Genomic DNA, 14,070 nt, shown 5'->3' on the forward strand with positions numbered 1-14,070 from the left:
GACAGACAGAGGTGAACGATGGCGCCGTCGGCGAACGATCCACGCAGAGTGACGATCGACGACGTGGCCCGGGCCGCGGGCGTGTCGCGGCAGACCGTGTCCCGGGCGCTGAACGACAAGGGGGAGATCGACGCCAACACCAAACAGCGCGTCCTCGACCTCGCCCAGGAGCTGGGCTACCGGCCGAGCCGCTTCGCCCGAGGCCTCGTACGGCAGGACTCCACAAGCGTCGGTCTGGTGATCCCCGACCTGCTCAACCCGTTCTTCACCGAGGTCGCCGCGGCAGCCCTGGAGGCCGCACGCAAGCGCGGCTGGCACGTCGTCATCTACGACACCGGCGACAACGCGGACGAGGAGCGCGGCACCCTCGAGGCCATGGCCACGCAGGTCGACGCGGTCGTGGGCTACCTGAACCTGCCCGAGGAAGAGATCGACAAGCTGGTCCGCGGGCTCCCCGTGGTCCTCATCGACCGTGAACACCGCGGCGAGCGGTTCAACGCGATCCGGATCGACGGCGAGGCGGGCGTCCACGCCGCGATCAGCCACCTGGCCGACCGGGGGCACACACGCATCGGGATGCTCGACCACCGGACCCGCTCCGAGCCGAGCATCCGCCACCGCTGGTTCGCCGAGGCCATGGCCGACCGCGGCCTGGACCCTGCCGCGGTCAGCCGCGCCGAGCAGAGCATCGAGGGCGGGCAGAGCGCACTGCGCGAGCTGCTCGCCGCCCACCCCGACATCACGGCCGTGTTCACGTTCAACGACATCATCGCCATCGGCGCACTGCGCGCCGCGCGCCGCCTGGACCGAAGAGTCCCCGAGGACCTGGCCGTGATCGGCTTCGACGGCCTCCAACTCGGCACGCTCGTGGAACCCGCACTGACCACGGTCGCCCTGGACACCCGCGAACTCGGCGTACTCATCGTCGAACAGGCCGGCCGACTGCTGTCCCGCAGCGGGCCGCTGAGCCACGAGGAGGCGACGGTCAGGGCCGCACTGCGACTGCGCGAGTCCACCTGACCCGGGTCCCGCGGGCCGGGGCCGGCTTCCCACCCGAGGCTGCGAACGCGCGGCAGGGCGAACGCAGGGCCGTCGGGCGGCGGGATCCAGCCCGAGGTAAGTACGGCCGGCGGTTGAGTGGGAGAATCTGCGCACAGCGGTAGCGCGGCCGCAGCCGGCCACGTTCCGCATGCGCGGGGGAGGACCGGAAGGGGAAGCGTCAGATGATCGAGTGGGTGTCCCTCAGCGCTGGGGTACGACCCGTTCCTCGCCCGGTGGCCACCCCGCTGGTGTGGGCCACGGCCTTCGGCGGTGCCCTGACCCTGGTGGCGCTGCACATCACGTTTGTCGGGACGGACCGCCCCGGTCTCGCCCTCGCCGGGCTCTCCTTGCTGGCCGGTGTGCTGGGCCTGTGCGCCCGCTTCACCGCCGCCCCCGGTACGGCGGTGCTGTGCTGGTTGTTCCTCAACGGCTTCGCCATCCCCCCGGTGGGCACCTTCACCTGGGCCGCACCGCGTGACGCCTTCTGGCTCGCCAGCCTGTGCGCCGCAGGGCTCTTCGGTACGGTGCTTGCCCGGCTCGTCCATGCACGGGCCGCCTACCGCCGTGTCACCCCGGGGGCGGTGCCCCTCTCGGCCGAGCCCGAGCCCGAGGAGGGGCGCGGCTTCGGCTGACCCGCCCGCGAACGCCGCGCTATTCGAGGGTGATGTCGGTACCGACCGACTGCTCACGGGCTGCCGTGGCGACCAGTGCGGCGGCGACGGCGTCCTGGACGGCTACTCCCACCGACTTGTACAAGGTGATCTGGTCGGGTGAGGTGCGGCCCGGTCTGCTGCCGGAGAGGAGTTCGCCCAACTCGGCGTGGATGTGCTGGGCCGTGATGACGCCGTTCCGGATGGGCGTCAGCAGGTCGTTGCTGCCCGCTGGGAACGGGGCCAGGGCGGCCTGCCGCGATTCGACGCACACCAGCGCATCAGCGATCGTGGCATCGTCGACTTCACGGCCGGCCGGGTTGAAGCCGACCGAGGTGATGTGCACCCCGCCACTCAGCCAGGGGCGGCGGATCACCGGTTCGAGGGCATGGGTGGTCGCCGCGGCGATATGGGCGCCGTCGAGCGCCTCGATGGGGCTCATCGCCCGTACGTCGGTGTCGAGTTCGGAGGAGAGCTCCGCGGCGAGAGCGGCCGCTTTTGCCGGGCTGCGGCCGGCGATACGGATCTCGCGGATGGGGCGGACGCGGCACATCGCGCGGGCGTGGGAACGGGCCTGAACTCCCGTGCCCAGGACGGCCAGCACGGTCGCGTCCTCTCGCGCCAGCAGACGCGCCGACAGCGCCGAGCAGGCACCGGTCCGCGCCGCGGTGATGGCGGTGCCGTCCAGCAGCGCGGCAGGCTCCCCGGTGGCCGGATCGAACATGACGATGAGCGCTTGATGGGTCGGCAGCGGCGTCGCGGCATTGCGCGGGAAGAGGGAGACGAGCTTGGTCATCAGGACACCGGTCGACGGCACGTAACCCGGCATGGCCGCGAGGAAGCCCTCTTGTTCGGGCACGAGCGCCGCGATGCGGTCCGGTGCCGAGGCGCGGCCCGCGCTGAGGTCCGCCATCGCCGGAGCCATGGCGTCGATCAGTGCGTCCATGTCGATGAGAGCCTCGACCTGCGACCGCCCGAGCACAAGCATCCGTGAAACCTCCCAAGGACCGCCGTACCCTACGCCGGCCGACCGGTCACAGCGTCGTCCCACGACTTCCGTGCCCCCGCCAGGACACGCCGTCATATCGAGTATTCGCCGACATGACGGCTACGACCGGATCCATCTGTTGTGCAGCGGGGAGTGTCCCGGTCACACGGATCCTGTGCCGGCCGGCGACGGCAGCGTATGGTCGCCGTCCGTTGCCGCGCCGTCCCCTGGGGCCTGAGGGCCGGGGCTCGGCTGGGTGTTGTCGCCGAGGAAGCCGCCGGACTGATGCCTCCACAACCTGGCGTACATGCCGTGCCCCGCGAGCAGTTCCTCGTGGGTGCCCTGTTCGACGACGCTCCCGCGGTCCAGTACGACGAGACGGTCCATGCCCGCGACGGTGCTCAGCCGGTGTGCGACCACGAGCGCGGTGCGTCCCTTCATCAGCCGCCACAACGCGTCCTGGATGAGGATCTCGCTCTCGGAGTCCAGCGCGCTGGTCGCTTCGTCGAGGAGCAGGACAGGTGCGTCCCGCAGGATGGCGCGGGCCAGGGCGACGCGCTGACGCTGGCCGCCGGAGAGCTTCACCCCGCGTTCGCCCACCAGTGTCCGGAAGCCGTCGGGGAGTTGCTCGGCGAACTCCGTGACGTGTGCCGCGTCGGCCGCCGCGAGGATCTCCTCGTCCGTCGCGCCGGGTCGGGCGAAGGCGATGTTGTCCCGCAGCGGGCGGTGGAACATGGCGGGTTCCTGGGGGACGTAGGCGATCAGTGACCGCAGGTCGCTCTGGCGCAGTCGGCTGATGTCCTGGCCGCCGATGAGGATGCGTCCGCTGTCGACGTCCGACATGCGCAGCAGGAGGCGGGTGAGGGTGGTCTTGCCGCCACCGGACCGGCCGACCAGCCCGATTCGCGCACCCGCGGGTACATCCAGGTCGAGCCCTTCGAAGATCGGGGCCGCGCCCGCGTGGGCGAAGGTGACCTTGTCGAAGCGGACGCTGGAGTCACACGGCGCGAGCGGCTCCGGCTTCGGCGGATCGAGCACGGTGGGCGGATCCAGCAGCAGCTCCGTGAACTGCGCCGCCTCGGTCATCGAGCTTTCGAGGCGCCGGTAGATCTGGTTGAACTCGAACATGATCTCGGTCGCCTGGGAGTAGTAGGTGAAGGCGACGACGACCCCCTCCACCCCAAGCCCCGGACCGCCGAAGGCGATCGCCACCACCAGCCCCAGCACATTGGTGGCGACGGACATCGGCGCGATCACGGTGTCGACGCGCAGGTTGCCGTAGTCCCACGACCTCAGCGTCAGCCGCCGGGACTCCGCGACACGGCTGCGGTGCTCGGCTCCTTCCCGCCGTTCGGCCGCGAACGCCCGGATGGTCTCCATGTTCATGAGGCTGTCGGCGACATGGCCGGAGACGCGGGCGATCGCCGCCTCCCGCTCGTTGACCAGCCGTTGCCGACGCCGGATCAGCGGGGTCGCGGCCACCAGGGTCAGCGCCATCATCACGAGGAGACCGGCGACCAGCATCGGCGAGTAGGTCCACAGCACCGCGGCACCGAAGAGCAACGGCACCAGACTGCCCACGATCCGGTACGTCAGCGTGTCGATGAAGTCCTCGAAGCGCTTGCCGTAGCTCAGCACCCGCTTGGTGAGGGAGCCCGCGAAGTTGTCGTGGAAGAACGCCGCGTCCTTGGCCAGGAGTTCGTCCATGCCGTCGACGTAGAGGTGCTCCATGCCGAGCGCGGCCACCCGGTTCAGACAGTGCTGCCCGACCCGCCACACGGCCTCGGAGAGCAGCAGCGTCACCCCGAACCCCAGCACGTACGGCGACGCGGAGTCGAGGGTGAGGCCGCCGTCGGTGGCGGCCTGCCCCGCCAGCTTGGCGATCAGCAAGGGGGCGATGTAGCGGATGCCCATGTTGCCCAGGGCGGTCAGCAGCAGCGCGGGCAGCGTCAGCCACCGCAGGCGCAGGAGTTCACGGTTGTAGTGGCGCAGCGCCAGCAGGACCGCACTCCTGCCCGGCGCGGAGCCGTATGTGTCAGAGGTGCCCATCACACTCCCGGGGGTGAGGAAGCGGGCAGTGTCCCGTCGAACAACGTTCTCAGTCCATGCATTTACGGCGGAGCGGTGATAATCGGACACTTCGTCGCCGCGTTCGGCACCACCGGTCGCTTGATCCTGGGCAACGATCGGGCCGGTTCGGCAGTCGTAGAAGGCGACATGCACCAGCCAGCCGCGCTTACCGTCAACTGCCGTCGTACCGGTGATGGTTGGGGTTGCGAAGCGTTGTCCGTGGAGGATTCATGAGCCGATACGTCGCACCGATGAACGACAGACAGGGCGGCGAGCGCGAGGTCTCCTCGCCCGCCCGCGCCGCGCACACCTCGTGGCCCAGACCCGCCCGGAACGCAGCGAGGCGCGGTGCCGTGACGGCCGCCGTCGCCGTTGTGGTGGTCGGAGCGGTGGCTTCGCCTGATGCCGTGGCCGATACCTCACTCACCGAGCCGGTGGTCAGCGGTGCCGTCGTCAACTCCGGGAATGACGTCATCGTGGGCATCACGCACAACGTGGTGTTCCCGGTCACGGTCACCGGATCGGACGACTCAGGGCTGTCGTTCGTCGATGTGGACCTGAAGGGACCTCACGGCGGCTTCTACACCACCGACGCATTCTGCGAGACCCCCACGACCTGCACGACGGTGTTCACCGTCAACGCCCATCTGGCTCCCGGCAGCGATGACCCGGTGGACCTGGCCAACGCCAACGCGGGGACCTGGTCGGTGAACCCCTTGGTCGACACCAACGACGGCGATTCCGTCTATTCGCCCGGCGTGGGGTCGTTCTCCCTCAAGCGTGCTGCTCAGCTGACCGTCAACGCGGCACCCGAGCCCGTGGCCAAGGGCGCGCTCATCACCGTCACCGGCAAGCTGGTGCGGGCCAATTGGGACACCTACCGATACGCGGGATACACGGGCCGGGCGGTCAAGCTGCAGTTCCGCCCCAAGAACAGCAGCACCTACACCACGGTCGCCACGGTGAACACCAACAGCACGGGCAACCTGCGCACCACCGTCAAGGCGGTCAAGGACGGCTACTGGCGTTGGAACTTCACCGGCTCGGCCACCACCGGGCCGGCCAAGGCAGCCGGCGACTACGTCGATGTACGGCCCTGAACGGGCGAGGTCGTAGGCCGCGTCCGCCGGCGTGCCGCCGCCCTGTGCGGGGCAACGTAGGCGGACCCAGGCCCAGGTAGGGCGACAGATACGGCTCGGCAGCAGCCGGCCGTAAGTCATGGGGGCGTATGCATCCCCAGCCGCGTATTGACAGACTGCCCCGACAACGGGTCGCCTCGACCACCGGCGCCCCCATCATCGGAAAGTCTTCATGAGCGCCTCCTTCAGTGACCAACTCCTTTCTCACGCACGGCCGAACCTCGCTTGGGTGTGTGAACAGCTCGACCTCTTCGACTCCTTGGTGCCCGCCGGGGTGGTGTCCTTCGACCGGGACGAACCGTCCGTCACCCGCTCGGGTATCACCCTGCGCGCCCATGTCGTCGGTACGTACGCCCTGGACGGCACCTTGATGTGGGCATGGGCCAACGAGTCCTATCGGGACAGCCTCATCGCGGTCCGTTCCCAGGAGCTGCGCGAACTGGGTGAGCGCTCCGGCATCCCCGAGCTGACCGAGCCCCTCCTGGACCTCAACCACTTCCCCGATCCGCGGCTGGCCGCCGACCACCTGCTGTTGATGTCCATGGGGTTGCTCGACGCCCGGGGCGCCGTGATCTGCGCGGTGAACGAACAGGGTCGGCTCCTCATGGTCGTCGACGACCCCGCCGTACCCCGTGCCGAGCCGCGCCCCGTCCGACTCACCACGGCTCTGCGCAACGGCGCCGCCCTCCTTCCCGGTCCCGCGCTGGCGCCGGTCAAGGGTTGGTTCGCCCGGCACGGAATCGACCCGGTGTACGGGCCCGGTCGGGTGGAAGGCGTGCTCGACGGAGGCGACCGCGTCGTGGTGTCGCTGGAGGGTGAGGAGGTCACCGGGGTCGAGGTCACCGGCCCCGACGGGACCGCGCCCGGCTGCCGGACGGCCGGCGAACAGCAGCTGGAGGGTGCGCGCCGCTCGCCCGGCGCACCGCACAGGACGTTCCCGCGGCCGCTGCTGGCCGTGGCGGCCCGGGAGATGGCGTTCTCGATCCTGCGGACGCGAGCGATGGTCAGTTACGCGGACGACCATCTCGCGTTCGCCGGTCGCGCGCCCGTGTGGGACGGGGAGGCCGAAGAGCTGCGGTTCCCCGGAGGGGGTCTGACCGCGCGGCGCCTCGGCTCCTATGACGCCGAGGAGGGCTGGTTCCGGTGGGCGCCGGAGACCGAGGACATCCGCGAGTGCTTCCGGGAAGCGGCGGGGTTGGACTCCGCTGACGTCGAGACCATGCCTGAGCTGTCGGGCGACCAGCTCGACCTGACCGCGTACGGACCGCGAGAGGCGGTCGCCGTTGCCTTGGCGCGTACCGCGGCGAACGTGGCGGGCCACACCTTCACTTCGCTGGGCAACGACTTCTTCGCCGTCACCGATGAGCGCCTCACCGACACCGGCGCTCTTGACCTGGACGGGGCTGTGGCGGACATCCGGGGTGGCGGGAGTTGGCTCCACGGTCTGGTGGAGCAAGAGGCCCGCAACGAAACCATGCGGTCGCTGGCCCAGGCGTACTTCGAGCGGCTCGGCATGCAGGTGTGGCGCTACGGGGAGCCGGACTTCATCAGCGGTGTGACGGGCTTGTACGAGGTACGGGTGTACTTCGCACCCGACGGCACCATCACTCAGGTCGCACCCGGGATGCTCATGGGGGCGCCTATGTGACGCGTGGGGCCGCCGAGTCGGCGCGGGCCGACATCCCCGGCCCTCGCAAGATCTGCTCCTGGAGCATGCGGGTCCGGCAGCCACGGAACGTCAGCGGCTGCCGGTGAGGTCAGGGGCGAGCTTGGAGACCGAGATCGGCCTTGAACAGCTCGATGACTTCGTATCGACGGCGATCGACCTCAGCGACCACCGCCTCGTCAACGCCGGTGCGGGCAGCGATCATTGAGTGCGCCTCGATAATGGCGTTGACGAGGTCTCGTGCCGGTCCGGACACCTCTCGGCCAGCCAGCACTTCGATTTCGGCAGTGGCGGCGTGGAGGCGGGCATCCTCCGAACGATTTCGCTGACCGGACATGGCCTGTGCATAGCTCGCGCTGATCGACCGCAGGTACTCAGAATAGGCGCTTTGTTTTGCCTTGCTGAGCGAATCCTCTCGCTGCCATTTGTGGTTACGCGCTGCCTGCATCTGCTGGAGGGCACCGCCGATCACAACTCCGAGCAGAGTCCCGATGACGCCCACGACGACGGAGCCCATTTCCAACCTCCCCGCACCCAGCCAACCAAGGAAAGCTGCCGTCAGCAGCCTCCCACGAGTGCCGGCCCCGTTCGCGAACTACGCGATGCCAGCCTGATCTTCGCCAAAAACCGGCACGGTTCGTCGATATGGCGCCAAACTGATAGCCCGTCATCTACCGGTCCGTGCAGTGTCCTGTCCTGTCGTGTCGCCGATCGTTCGGTTCCACCACATCACAGATCAGAGGGAGAACCCGATGCAGTACGCCGCCGACACCTGCATTCGGAACGTTCAACCCATGCGGTTCGCCTTCGTCACCCCGGCGGGCGAACTCAGCTTTGACGCCAAGCTGTACCACGACATCCAGGCCCAGATCGGTGGCCGGGGAGCGGGAGAGACCGGCCACGAGTTCCTGCGCAGTCTGTACCCCGTCACCGCGTATTTCTACGTTCCCTTCGACCCGGACGACCGGCGTATGAACAAGGTCGCCAACGGCATGTTCTGGGAACTGAGCGGGCCAGTTGCGCAAAGCGCCGACGGTGAGTACGAAGACGAGCCGGACGACGACTACGACCCAGATGACCGGGTCATCAAACTCCGGGGCCCCGTCGCGTTCATCGACCGGCGGAACTGGGGCCTGAGCAGGGAGCACGAGAACGAGTTGCGAGCGGCCCATGAGAGGGTCAGCGAGCGGCTGCGTAGCCGCGGCTGGTTGTAGCCACCTGCGCCGTCTGCGATTTCTTCGAGTGTCCTATCCCCCTTGGCCTGCGAGCGTGTCCAGGATTTCTGCCACCGGGATGGGATCCAGTGGGCCGACGTGTGAGGCCACCGGGAAATCGTGTACGCGGAAGCTGTTGCCGGGCGTGAACGCGTCGGCTTCCGCGATCATTCTGTCCTGGAGTGCGGTGGCGATCGTACGGTCCCTGCCGAAACGCAGGTAGGTGCGGGGTACGCGCCCCCAGCTACCAGGCCGGCCGACCGCTCGGCCCGCATAGGCGGCGACGGGCTCGTCGGTCTGCATGTCGGCCAGTATCCGGCGGAAGTCGGCGTCGGGGTAGTCCGCGCAGATCATCTCCTTGAGGAGGGCCAACTCACGGCTCCTGCCTGTCCGGAAGTTCAGTCGTAGGACGCCGAGCCGGTCCGGGTCACCCACCGTCAGCTCCACCGGGCTGACGGCGTCCGCGTTCTCGGGTGCCGCCGTGCAGGCGTCCGCCGTGGGCAGGGCGCGGCTGGGACAGAAGGCCGCCATGTAGCAGATGTGGTGAAGCAGATGCGGGACGGCATCGCCGACACGGCTGACCGATACGCCACCCAGGCTGTGCCCGACCAGCACCACCGGGCCGTTCCGTGCCGCCCGCCGCACGACGGCCGTGACGCGTGCCTCGTAGTCCTCCAGACCGAGGCCCTTCAGCGGGGAAGGCTCGACCGCCATCGCTTCGAGGTCCTGCCGCTGGTACGACTCCGGCACGAAGGCCTCCGCGCCATGCCGAGGCTGGTCCACCATGACGACCCGGTGACCGCGCAGGGTCAACTCCCGCGCGATCGGCATCCAGAACGCGCCTGCACTGTGGGTACCGTGCACCAGCACGTACGTGGTGAGCCCGCGACGCGGGCTTGCTGCGGCCGGCGAACTTCCCAGCCCGGTGGCCAGGGCCATGCCCCCCACCGCGAGTCCCAGCCCACGTAACGCTGACCGCCGAGTGGCACCTGTTCGTTCTTCGTTCGTCGCATTCATCATGAGCACGACGCTACGAACGGCCGGCTTGGCCCACCAGCGGCCCAGCACCACCACAGGGGTGGGCCCAGCCCCACCTTTCTCTCGTGACGGCCGGACGGGGTCAGTTGACGATCGCCTCGGTCAGGCGAACTCGGTAGCCGTCCTCTTCCATCAGCACGACGGTGACGCCGAACGGGGAAGGGTGGTCCAGTTCGAGGGGGGTGAAGGAGTAGTTGACCGCCGCCTGGATCGGCGGCACCAACTCACCGCCGGGCTGCGGCGCGAGGGCGGGCTTCCAGTCTGGGGCGATCGACGCCCGCCCCTCGGGACCGCGGGACAGAAGCTGCTCGGAGTAGGGGAACTGGTGCAGGACGTGCCCGTCGGCAGTGGCGGACACCATGTTCAGGCACGGGGCCGGACCGACGATCGGCAACTCGCAGGCGGTGGCGACGTCGTGGGTCTCCCAGACCAGGACCACCTCGTCCGCGCCGGCCGCCGCGGCGATGTTCGAGAGTTCCACGATCCCGGTGAGCGCGTCCTGACCGACCTTGAGCGGGCGGCACCAGATCATCCCGACCAACTCACCGCGCAGCAGCGGCATGATGAGCGGGCGCGGGACCGCACCCTCGTCCAACCCGGCGGTGTACGCCTGCTTCGCGACGCCGACCAGTGCGTCCCACATCCGCGCTTCCACAAAAGCCCCCTCCACCCGCCGAATCCAGTTACCGCACCCTGCCACGGCGACCGTGGCCGTGTCAGCGGGATGATCAGGCGGCGGTGTTGCTGCGGTCAGATGCAGCTCGCCGTCCAGTCAATGAGTACACGATTCCCTGAATTCAGGATTGCTTGTACTGTCGAGGGGTGCTGACCATCGCTACCGAGGTCGAGGTGCTCGCGCGCTTCGGTCGTGCCCTCGCCGATCCGATCCGCTGCCGTCTGCTGCTGGCCTTGCGTGAGGCCCCGGCGCATCCGTCCGATCTGGCTGACCGGCTGGGCATCTCGCGCACCCGGCTCTCCAACCACCTGGCGTGCCTGCGCGACTGCGGGCTCGTCATCGCGGTCCCGGTCGGGCGGCGTACCCGCTACGAACTCGCCGATCCGCGACTGGCGCACGCGCTCGAGGACCTGCGCGCCGCCGTCGTCGCGGTCGAGACGGATCGCACCTGCGCCGAGGCCGACGAGAAGGGCTGCTGCTGATGACCGCGCTGTCCACGGGCCCGGCGCCGGCCCGGCGCGACCAACTCACCCGACGCATACGCCTCCTGGTCGCGGCGACGATCACCTACAACGTGGTCGAAGCGATCGTGGCGATCACCGCGGGCACACTGGCGTCCTCCACCGCGCTGATCGGTTTCGGCCTCGACTCCGTCATCGAGGTCTCCTCGGCGGCGGCCGTGGCCTGGCAGTTCTCCGCGCCCGACCACGCCGTGCGCGAGGCTCGCGAGGAGACCACGCTGCGGATCATCGCGGTCTCGTTCTTCGCGCTCGCCGCGTACGTCGCTGTCGATGCCGTACGCGCCCTGGCCGGCACCGGTGAGGCCGAGCGCTCGATCCTTGGCATCGTGCTCGCCGCGCTCTCCCTCCTGGTCATGCCGTTCCTGTCCGCCGCCCAGCGCCGCGCCGGACGGGAGCTCGGCTCGCTGTCCGCCGTCGCGGACTCCCGACAGACGCTGCTGTGCACCTATCTCTCCGCAGTCCTCCTGGCGGGCCTGGTCCTCAACGCGACCCTCGGATGGTCCTGGGCCGACCCCGCCGCGGCCCTGGTCATCGCGGTCATCGCCGTCAAGGAGGGCCGCGACGCGTGGCAGGGCAAGGGATGCTGCGCCACACCCACTGCCGCCACTCCCGCGTCCGCCATTCCCGTTGTCGCAGCGGCGGACGGGTGTGGCTGTCGCCTGGGCTGTGACTGCTGCTGACCCCGGCCCGGCTGCTGCCCCACGCAGGTAGCGGCATGTGAGAGCCGGGTGCAGGGCCTCCTTGTCACACCCAGTGCGGCATGGCCGACGCGGAGAACGAGGTCGCCCGGCCGCTGGTCGAACTGCTGAGGCAGCATCTGCCCGCGAACCGTGCCCCCGTCACTGCGGCGATCAGACTCGGAGCACTTCTCACCCATCAGCTGCAGTGGCCCGGCAGGCGGCCTCCGTTCTGGCCCTGCGCCCCAGCCTCGGGCTGCTGACCGGCGGCTTCCGCATACTGAGTCGCGTAGCCACGGCGCTCGACGACCCGCCCGAAGGCGCGGACACCAAGCGGACCACCTGGACGCGCAAACTCCTGGCCCCCATCCTGCGTGCCCTCGACCCTTGGAAATCTCCTGTCCGTTGAATCTCCAAGTGGGCGACCGAGTTCGGCTCGCTTTCGAGTCCGCCCGCGCCGGCCTGCAACGGCGGTAGCGTGATCGGCATGACGGCTGGAGACGCGGCGGCAGAGGGCGAAGCGCTGGTCGGTGGCATGGTGAACGTGGGGGCGGTCTTCCGCCGGGGTGAGCTTGTCGAACGCCCCGCGCCGCACAATGCCCGTGCCCTCCATGCGCACCTTCTCGCGCTCAAGGAGCACGGCTTCGACGCGGCTCCAACCCCTGTCCGCCTTACGGCGGACGGTCGCGAGCAGCTGACGTTCATCCCTGGCGATGTGGCACTGCCGCCGTTTCCGCACTGGGTGCTGACGGAAACCGCCCTTGAGTCGGTGGGGGTTCTTCTGCGCCGTCTGCACCGGGCCAGTGGCGCCATCGAGGTCGACCCACACGCCGGGTGGTCCGGGGAGTTCGCGGATCCCTTGGGGGGACCGCTGCTGTGCCATAACGACGTGTGCCCGGAGAACGTCGTCTTCCGCGACGGCCGCGCTGCCGCGCTCATCGACTTCGACATGGCGGCCCCGGGCCGCCCCGTCTGGGACGTCGCCATGGCCTCCCGCTACTGGGTACCCATGCTTGATCCCGCATTCGCGATCTCCCTCTACCCCGGCGTACTCGATGCCCCCGCACGCCTGCGGATCCTCGCCGACGGCTACGGCCTCTCGCCGTGTGAACGTGCCGAGTTGCCCGTCACCATCGAACAGGCAACCGAGACATGCCGGGCCTTCGTCGCCCGCCGCGTCGCCGACGGTGATCCCGTCTACCTGCAAGCTCTGGCAAAGCGCGGCGGCTGGGAACGTTGGGATCGCACCCAGGCGTGGCTGGTGGCCAACCGGGAGCTGTTCGCGGCTGCCCTGCTGCGCTGACCCGAGGCTGAGTAACAGGCGCAGCGAGGCACGGGCTGCAGTGCAGGTTCTTGGTGATCACGCTCGCAGGGACTCCTGGAGTGCCGCGTCGGCGGCCTTGAGCACCTCGGCGGCCACGGCGACACCCTCGACGCGGTCGAGTTCGGTGTCCTCGTGCTCGATGTTGACGAGCATGTCCGGGTCGACCTCGTGCAGGGCGCGCAGGAACTCGGTCCAGTATGCGACGTCGTGCCCCTTGCCAAGGGCGACGAAGTCCCATGCTGACTGCTTGGGCCACTCGTTGGCCCATTCGTCGCCGCCGAGGTTGGTGCGCGGCTCGTCCGGTGACAGGCGTCGGAAGCTGTTGTCGAGGACTCCGTTGAGGGCGGCGTGCTCGGGGTTGATGCGGACGTCCTTGGCGGCGGCGTGGAAGACCAGCTCGCCGAGGTGTCGTACGACCGCGACGGGGTCCATCTGCTGCCAGAACAGGTGGGAGGCGTCGAGTTCCACGCCGACGTGGGTGGCGCCGGTGAGGTCGATGAGCTGGTGGACGTCGGCGGAGTTGAACACGAGGTTCTGCGGGTGGAGTTCGAGGGCGACCTTGACGTCGTGGTCGCGGGCGAGTCGGTCGGTCTCGCGCCAGAAGTTCGCGGCGATCTTCCACTGGTGGTCGAGGACGTCCAGGGCGGCGGAGTTCCAGGCGTTGACGATCCAGTTGGGGCGGGTCGCGCCGGGCTCGCCGCCGGGCAGGCCGGACATGGTCACGAGGCGGTTCTGTCCGAGCCGCTCGGCAAGGCGGATGGAGCGGCGGATGTCCTCGGCGTGCTTCTGGCCGATGACGGGGTTGGGGTGCAGTGGGTTGCCGTTGGCGTTCAGGCCCGCGATGGAGACGCCGGTGCCCTCGAAGAGGCCGAGGAAGTCGTCGCGTGCGGTGTCACTGACGAGGATGTCGTCGAACGTCGGCACATGGACCGCGGGCAGGAAGCCACCGGTGTTGATCTCCAGGCCGGTCAGCCCCAGGTCGGCGACGACCTTGATCGCGTCCGGCAGGGGACGGTCGTGCAGGACCGCGTTGTAGAGGCCGAGCTTCATGGTGTGTTCCTCAGTC

The 14,070-nt window shown here is 69.2% G+C and carries 14 protein-coding genes; 8 read left to right on the top strand and 6 right to left on the bottom strand.

All coding sequences use genetic code 11. The features are described 5' to 3' along the window. Positions 1-18 precede the first annotated feature (18 nt). Both ABKA17_RS23445 and ABKA17_RS23450 read left to right on the top strand, forming a co-directional pair. Positions 19-1,020: a LacI family DNA-binding transcriptional regulator gene (locus tag ABKA17_RS23445; RefSeq protein ID WP_353694145.1), complete on the top strand. Its 1,002-nt coding sequence runs from the start codon at positions 19-21 to the stop codon at positions 1,018-1,020. A gap of 203 nt (positions 1,021-1,223) precedes the next feature. Continuing rightward, entirely contained in the window at positions 1,224-1,673 is a 450-nt protein-coding gene (locus ABKA17_RS23450) for a hypothetical protein (protein ID WP_353694146.1), read from the top strand. 19 nt (positions 1,674-1,692) lie between these two features. Here the strand turns inward: ABKA17_RS23450 and ABKA17_RS23455 are convergent, their stop codons facing one another. Then, complete coding sequence (locus tag ABKA17_RS23455) at positions 1,693-2,679, bottom strand: ornithine cyclodeaminase family protein (RefSeq protein WP_353694147.1); 987 nt, start codon at positions 2,677-2,679, stop codon at positions 1,693-1,695. Between the two features lie 162 nt (positions 2,680-2,841). Next, positions 2,842-4,728 (bottom strand): ABC transporter ATP-binding protein, encoded by a 1,887-nt coding sequence (locus tag ABKA17_RS23460; RefSeq protein WP_353694148.1) that lies wholly within the window; start codon positions 4,726-4,728, stop codon positions 2,842-2,844. A 251-nt stretch (positions 4,729-4,979) separates the two neighbouring features. On the opposite strand from ABKA17_RS23460, the gene ABKA17_RS23465 reads away from it, so the two are divergent. Both ABKA17_RS23465 and ABKA17_RS23470 read left to right on the top strand, forming a co-directional pair. Beyond that, positions 4,980-5,849, top strand: coding sequence for a calcium-binding protein (locus ABKA17_RS23465; RefSeq protein ID WP_353694149.1), 870 nt, complete (start codon positions 4,980-4,982; stop codon positions 5,847-5,849). 268 nt (positions 5,850-6,117) lie between these two features. Next, the gene (locus tag ABKA17_RS23470; protein WP_353694150.1) at positions 6,118-7,536 is read left to right on the top strand and encodes a DUF6882 domain-containing protein; all 1,419 of its coding nucleotides are present in this window, start codon (positions 6,118-6,120) and stop codon (positions 7,534-7,536) included. Between the two features lie 109 nt (positions 7,537-7,645). Here ABKA17_RS23470 and ABKA17_RS23475 read toward each other — a convergent pair whose 3' ends face one another. Next, entirely contained in the window at positions 7,646-8,071 is a 426-nt protein-coding gene (locus ABKA17_RS23475) for a hypothetical protein (RefSeq protein WP_353694151.1), read from the bottom strand. Positions 8,072-8,306: 235 nt separating this feature from the next. Here ABKA17_RS23475 and ABKA17_RS23480 point away from each other — a divergent pair, with 235 nt between their 5' ends. Further along, the gene (locus tag ABKA17_RS23480) at positions 8,307-8,768 is read left to right on the top strand and encodes a hypothetical protein (RefSeq protein WP_353694152.1); all 462 of its coding nucleotides are present in this window, start codon (positions 8,307-8,309) and stop codon (positions 8,766-8,768) included. A gap of 33 nt (positions 8,769-8,801) precedes the next feature. Here ABKA17_RS23480 and ABKA17_RS23485 read toward each other — a convergent pair whose 3' ends face one another. Both ABKA17_RS23485 and ABKA17_RS23490 read right to left on the bottom strand, forming a co-directional pair. Next, the gene (locus tag ABKA17_RS23485) at positions 8,802-9,707 is read right to left on the bottom strand and encodes an alpha/beta hydrolase (protein ID WP_353694153.1); all 906 of its coding nucleotides are present in this window, start codon (positions 9,705-9,707) and stop codon (positions 8,802-8,804) included. 181 nt (positions 9,708-9,888) lie between these two features. Then, positions 9,889-10,449 (bottom strand): hypothetical protein, encoded by a 561-nt coding sequence (locus ABKA17_RS23490; protein WP_353694154.1) that lies wholly within the window; start codon positions 10,447-10,449, stop codon positions 9,889-9,891. Positions 10,450-10,628: 179 nt separating this feature from the next. Here ABKA17_RS23490 and ABKA17_RS23495 point away from each other — a divergent pair, with 179 nt between their 5' ends. The 3 genes from ABKA17_RS23495 to ABKA17_RS23505 all read left to right on the top strand — a co-directional run bounded on the left by ABKA17_RS23495 (position 10,629) and on the right by ABKA17_RS23505 (position 12,983). After that, positions 10,629-10,964, top strand: a complete 336-nt coding sequence (locus ABKA17_RS23495; RefSeq protein ID WP_353694155.1) for an ArsR/SmtB family transcription factor — start codon at positions 10,629-10,631, stop codon at positions 10,962-10,964. Next, positions 10,964-11,683 carry a cation efflux transmembrane domain-containing protein gene (locus tag ABKA17_RS23500; RefSeq protein WP_353694156.1) on the top strand — a complete coding sequence of 240 codons (720 nt, stop codon included), beginning with the start codon at positions 10,964-10,966 and terminating at the stop codon, positions 11,681-11,683. The genes ABKA17_RS23495 and ABKA17_RS23500 overlap by 1 nt, the downstream gene beginning before the upstream one ends. A gap of 484 nt (positions 11,684-12,167) precedes the next feature. Continuing rightward, the gene (locus ABKA17_RS23505) at positions 12,168-12,983 is read left to right on the top strand and encodes a phosphotransferase (protein ID WP_353694157.1); all 816 of its coding nucleotides are present in this window, start codon (positions 12,168-12,170) and stop codon (positions 12,981-12,983) included. 57 nt (positions 12,984-13,040) lie between these two features. Here ABKA17_RS23505 and ABKA17_RS23510 read toward each other — a convergent pair whose 3' ends face one another. After that, a complete protein-coding gene (locus ABKA17_RS23510) occupies positions 13,041-14,054 on the bottom strand; it encodes a sugar phosphate isomerase/epimerase family protein (RefSeq protein WP_353694158.1) in 1,014 nt (337 codons plus the stop codon). Positions 14,055-14,070: the final 16 nt, after the last annotated feature.

Source organism: Streptomyces sp. RG80 (assembly GCF_040446465.1).
Taxonomy (GTDB): Bacteria; Actinomycetota; Actinomycetes; order Streptomycetales; family Streptomycetaceae; genus Streptomyces.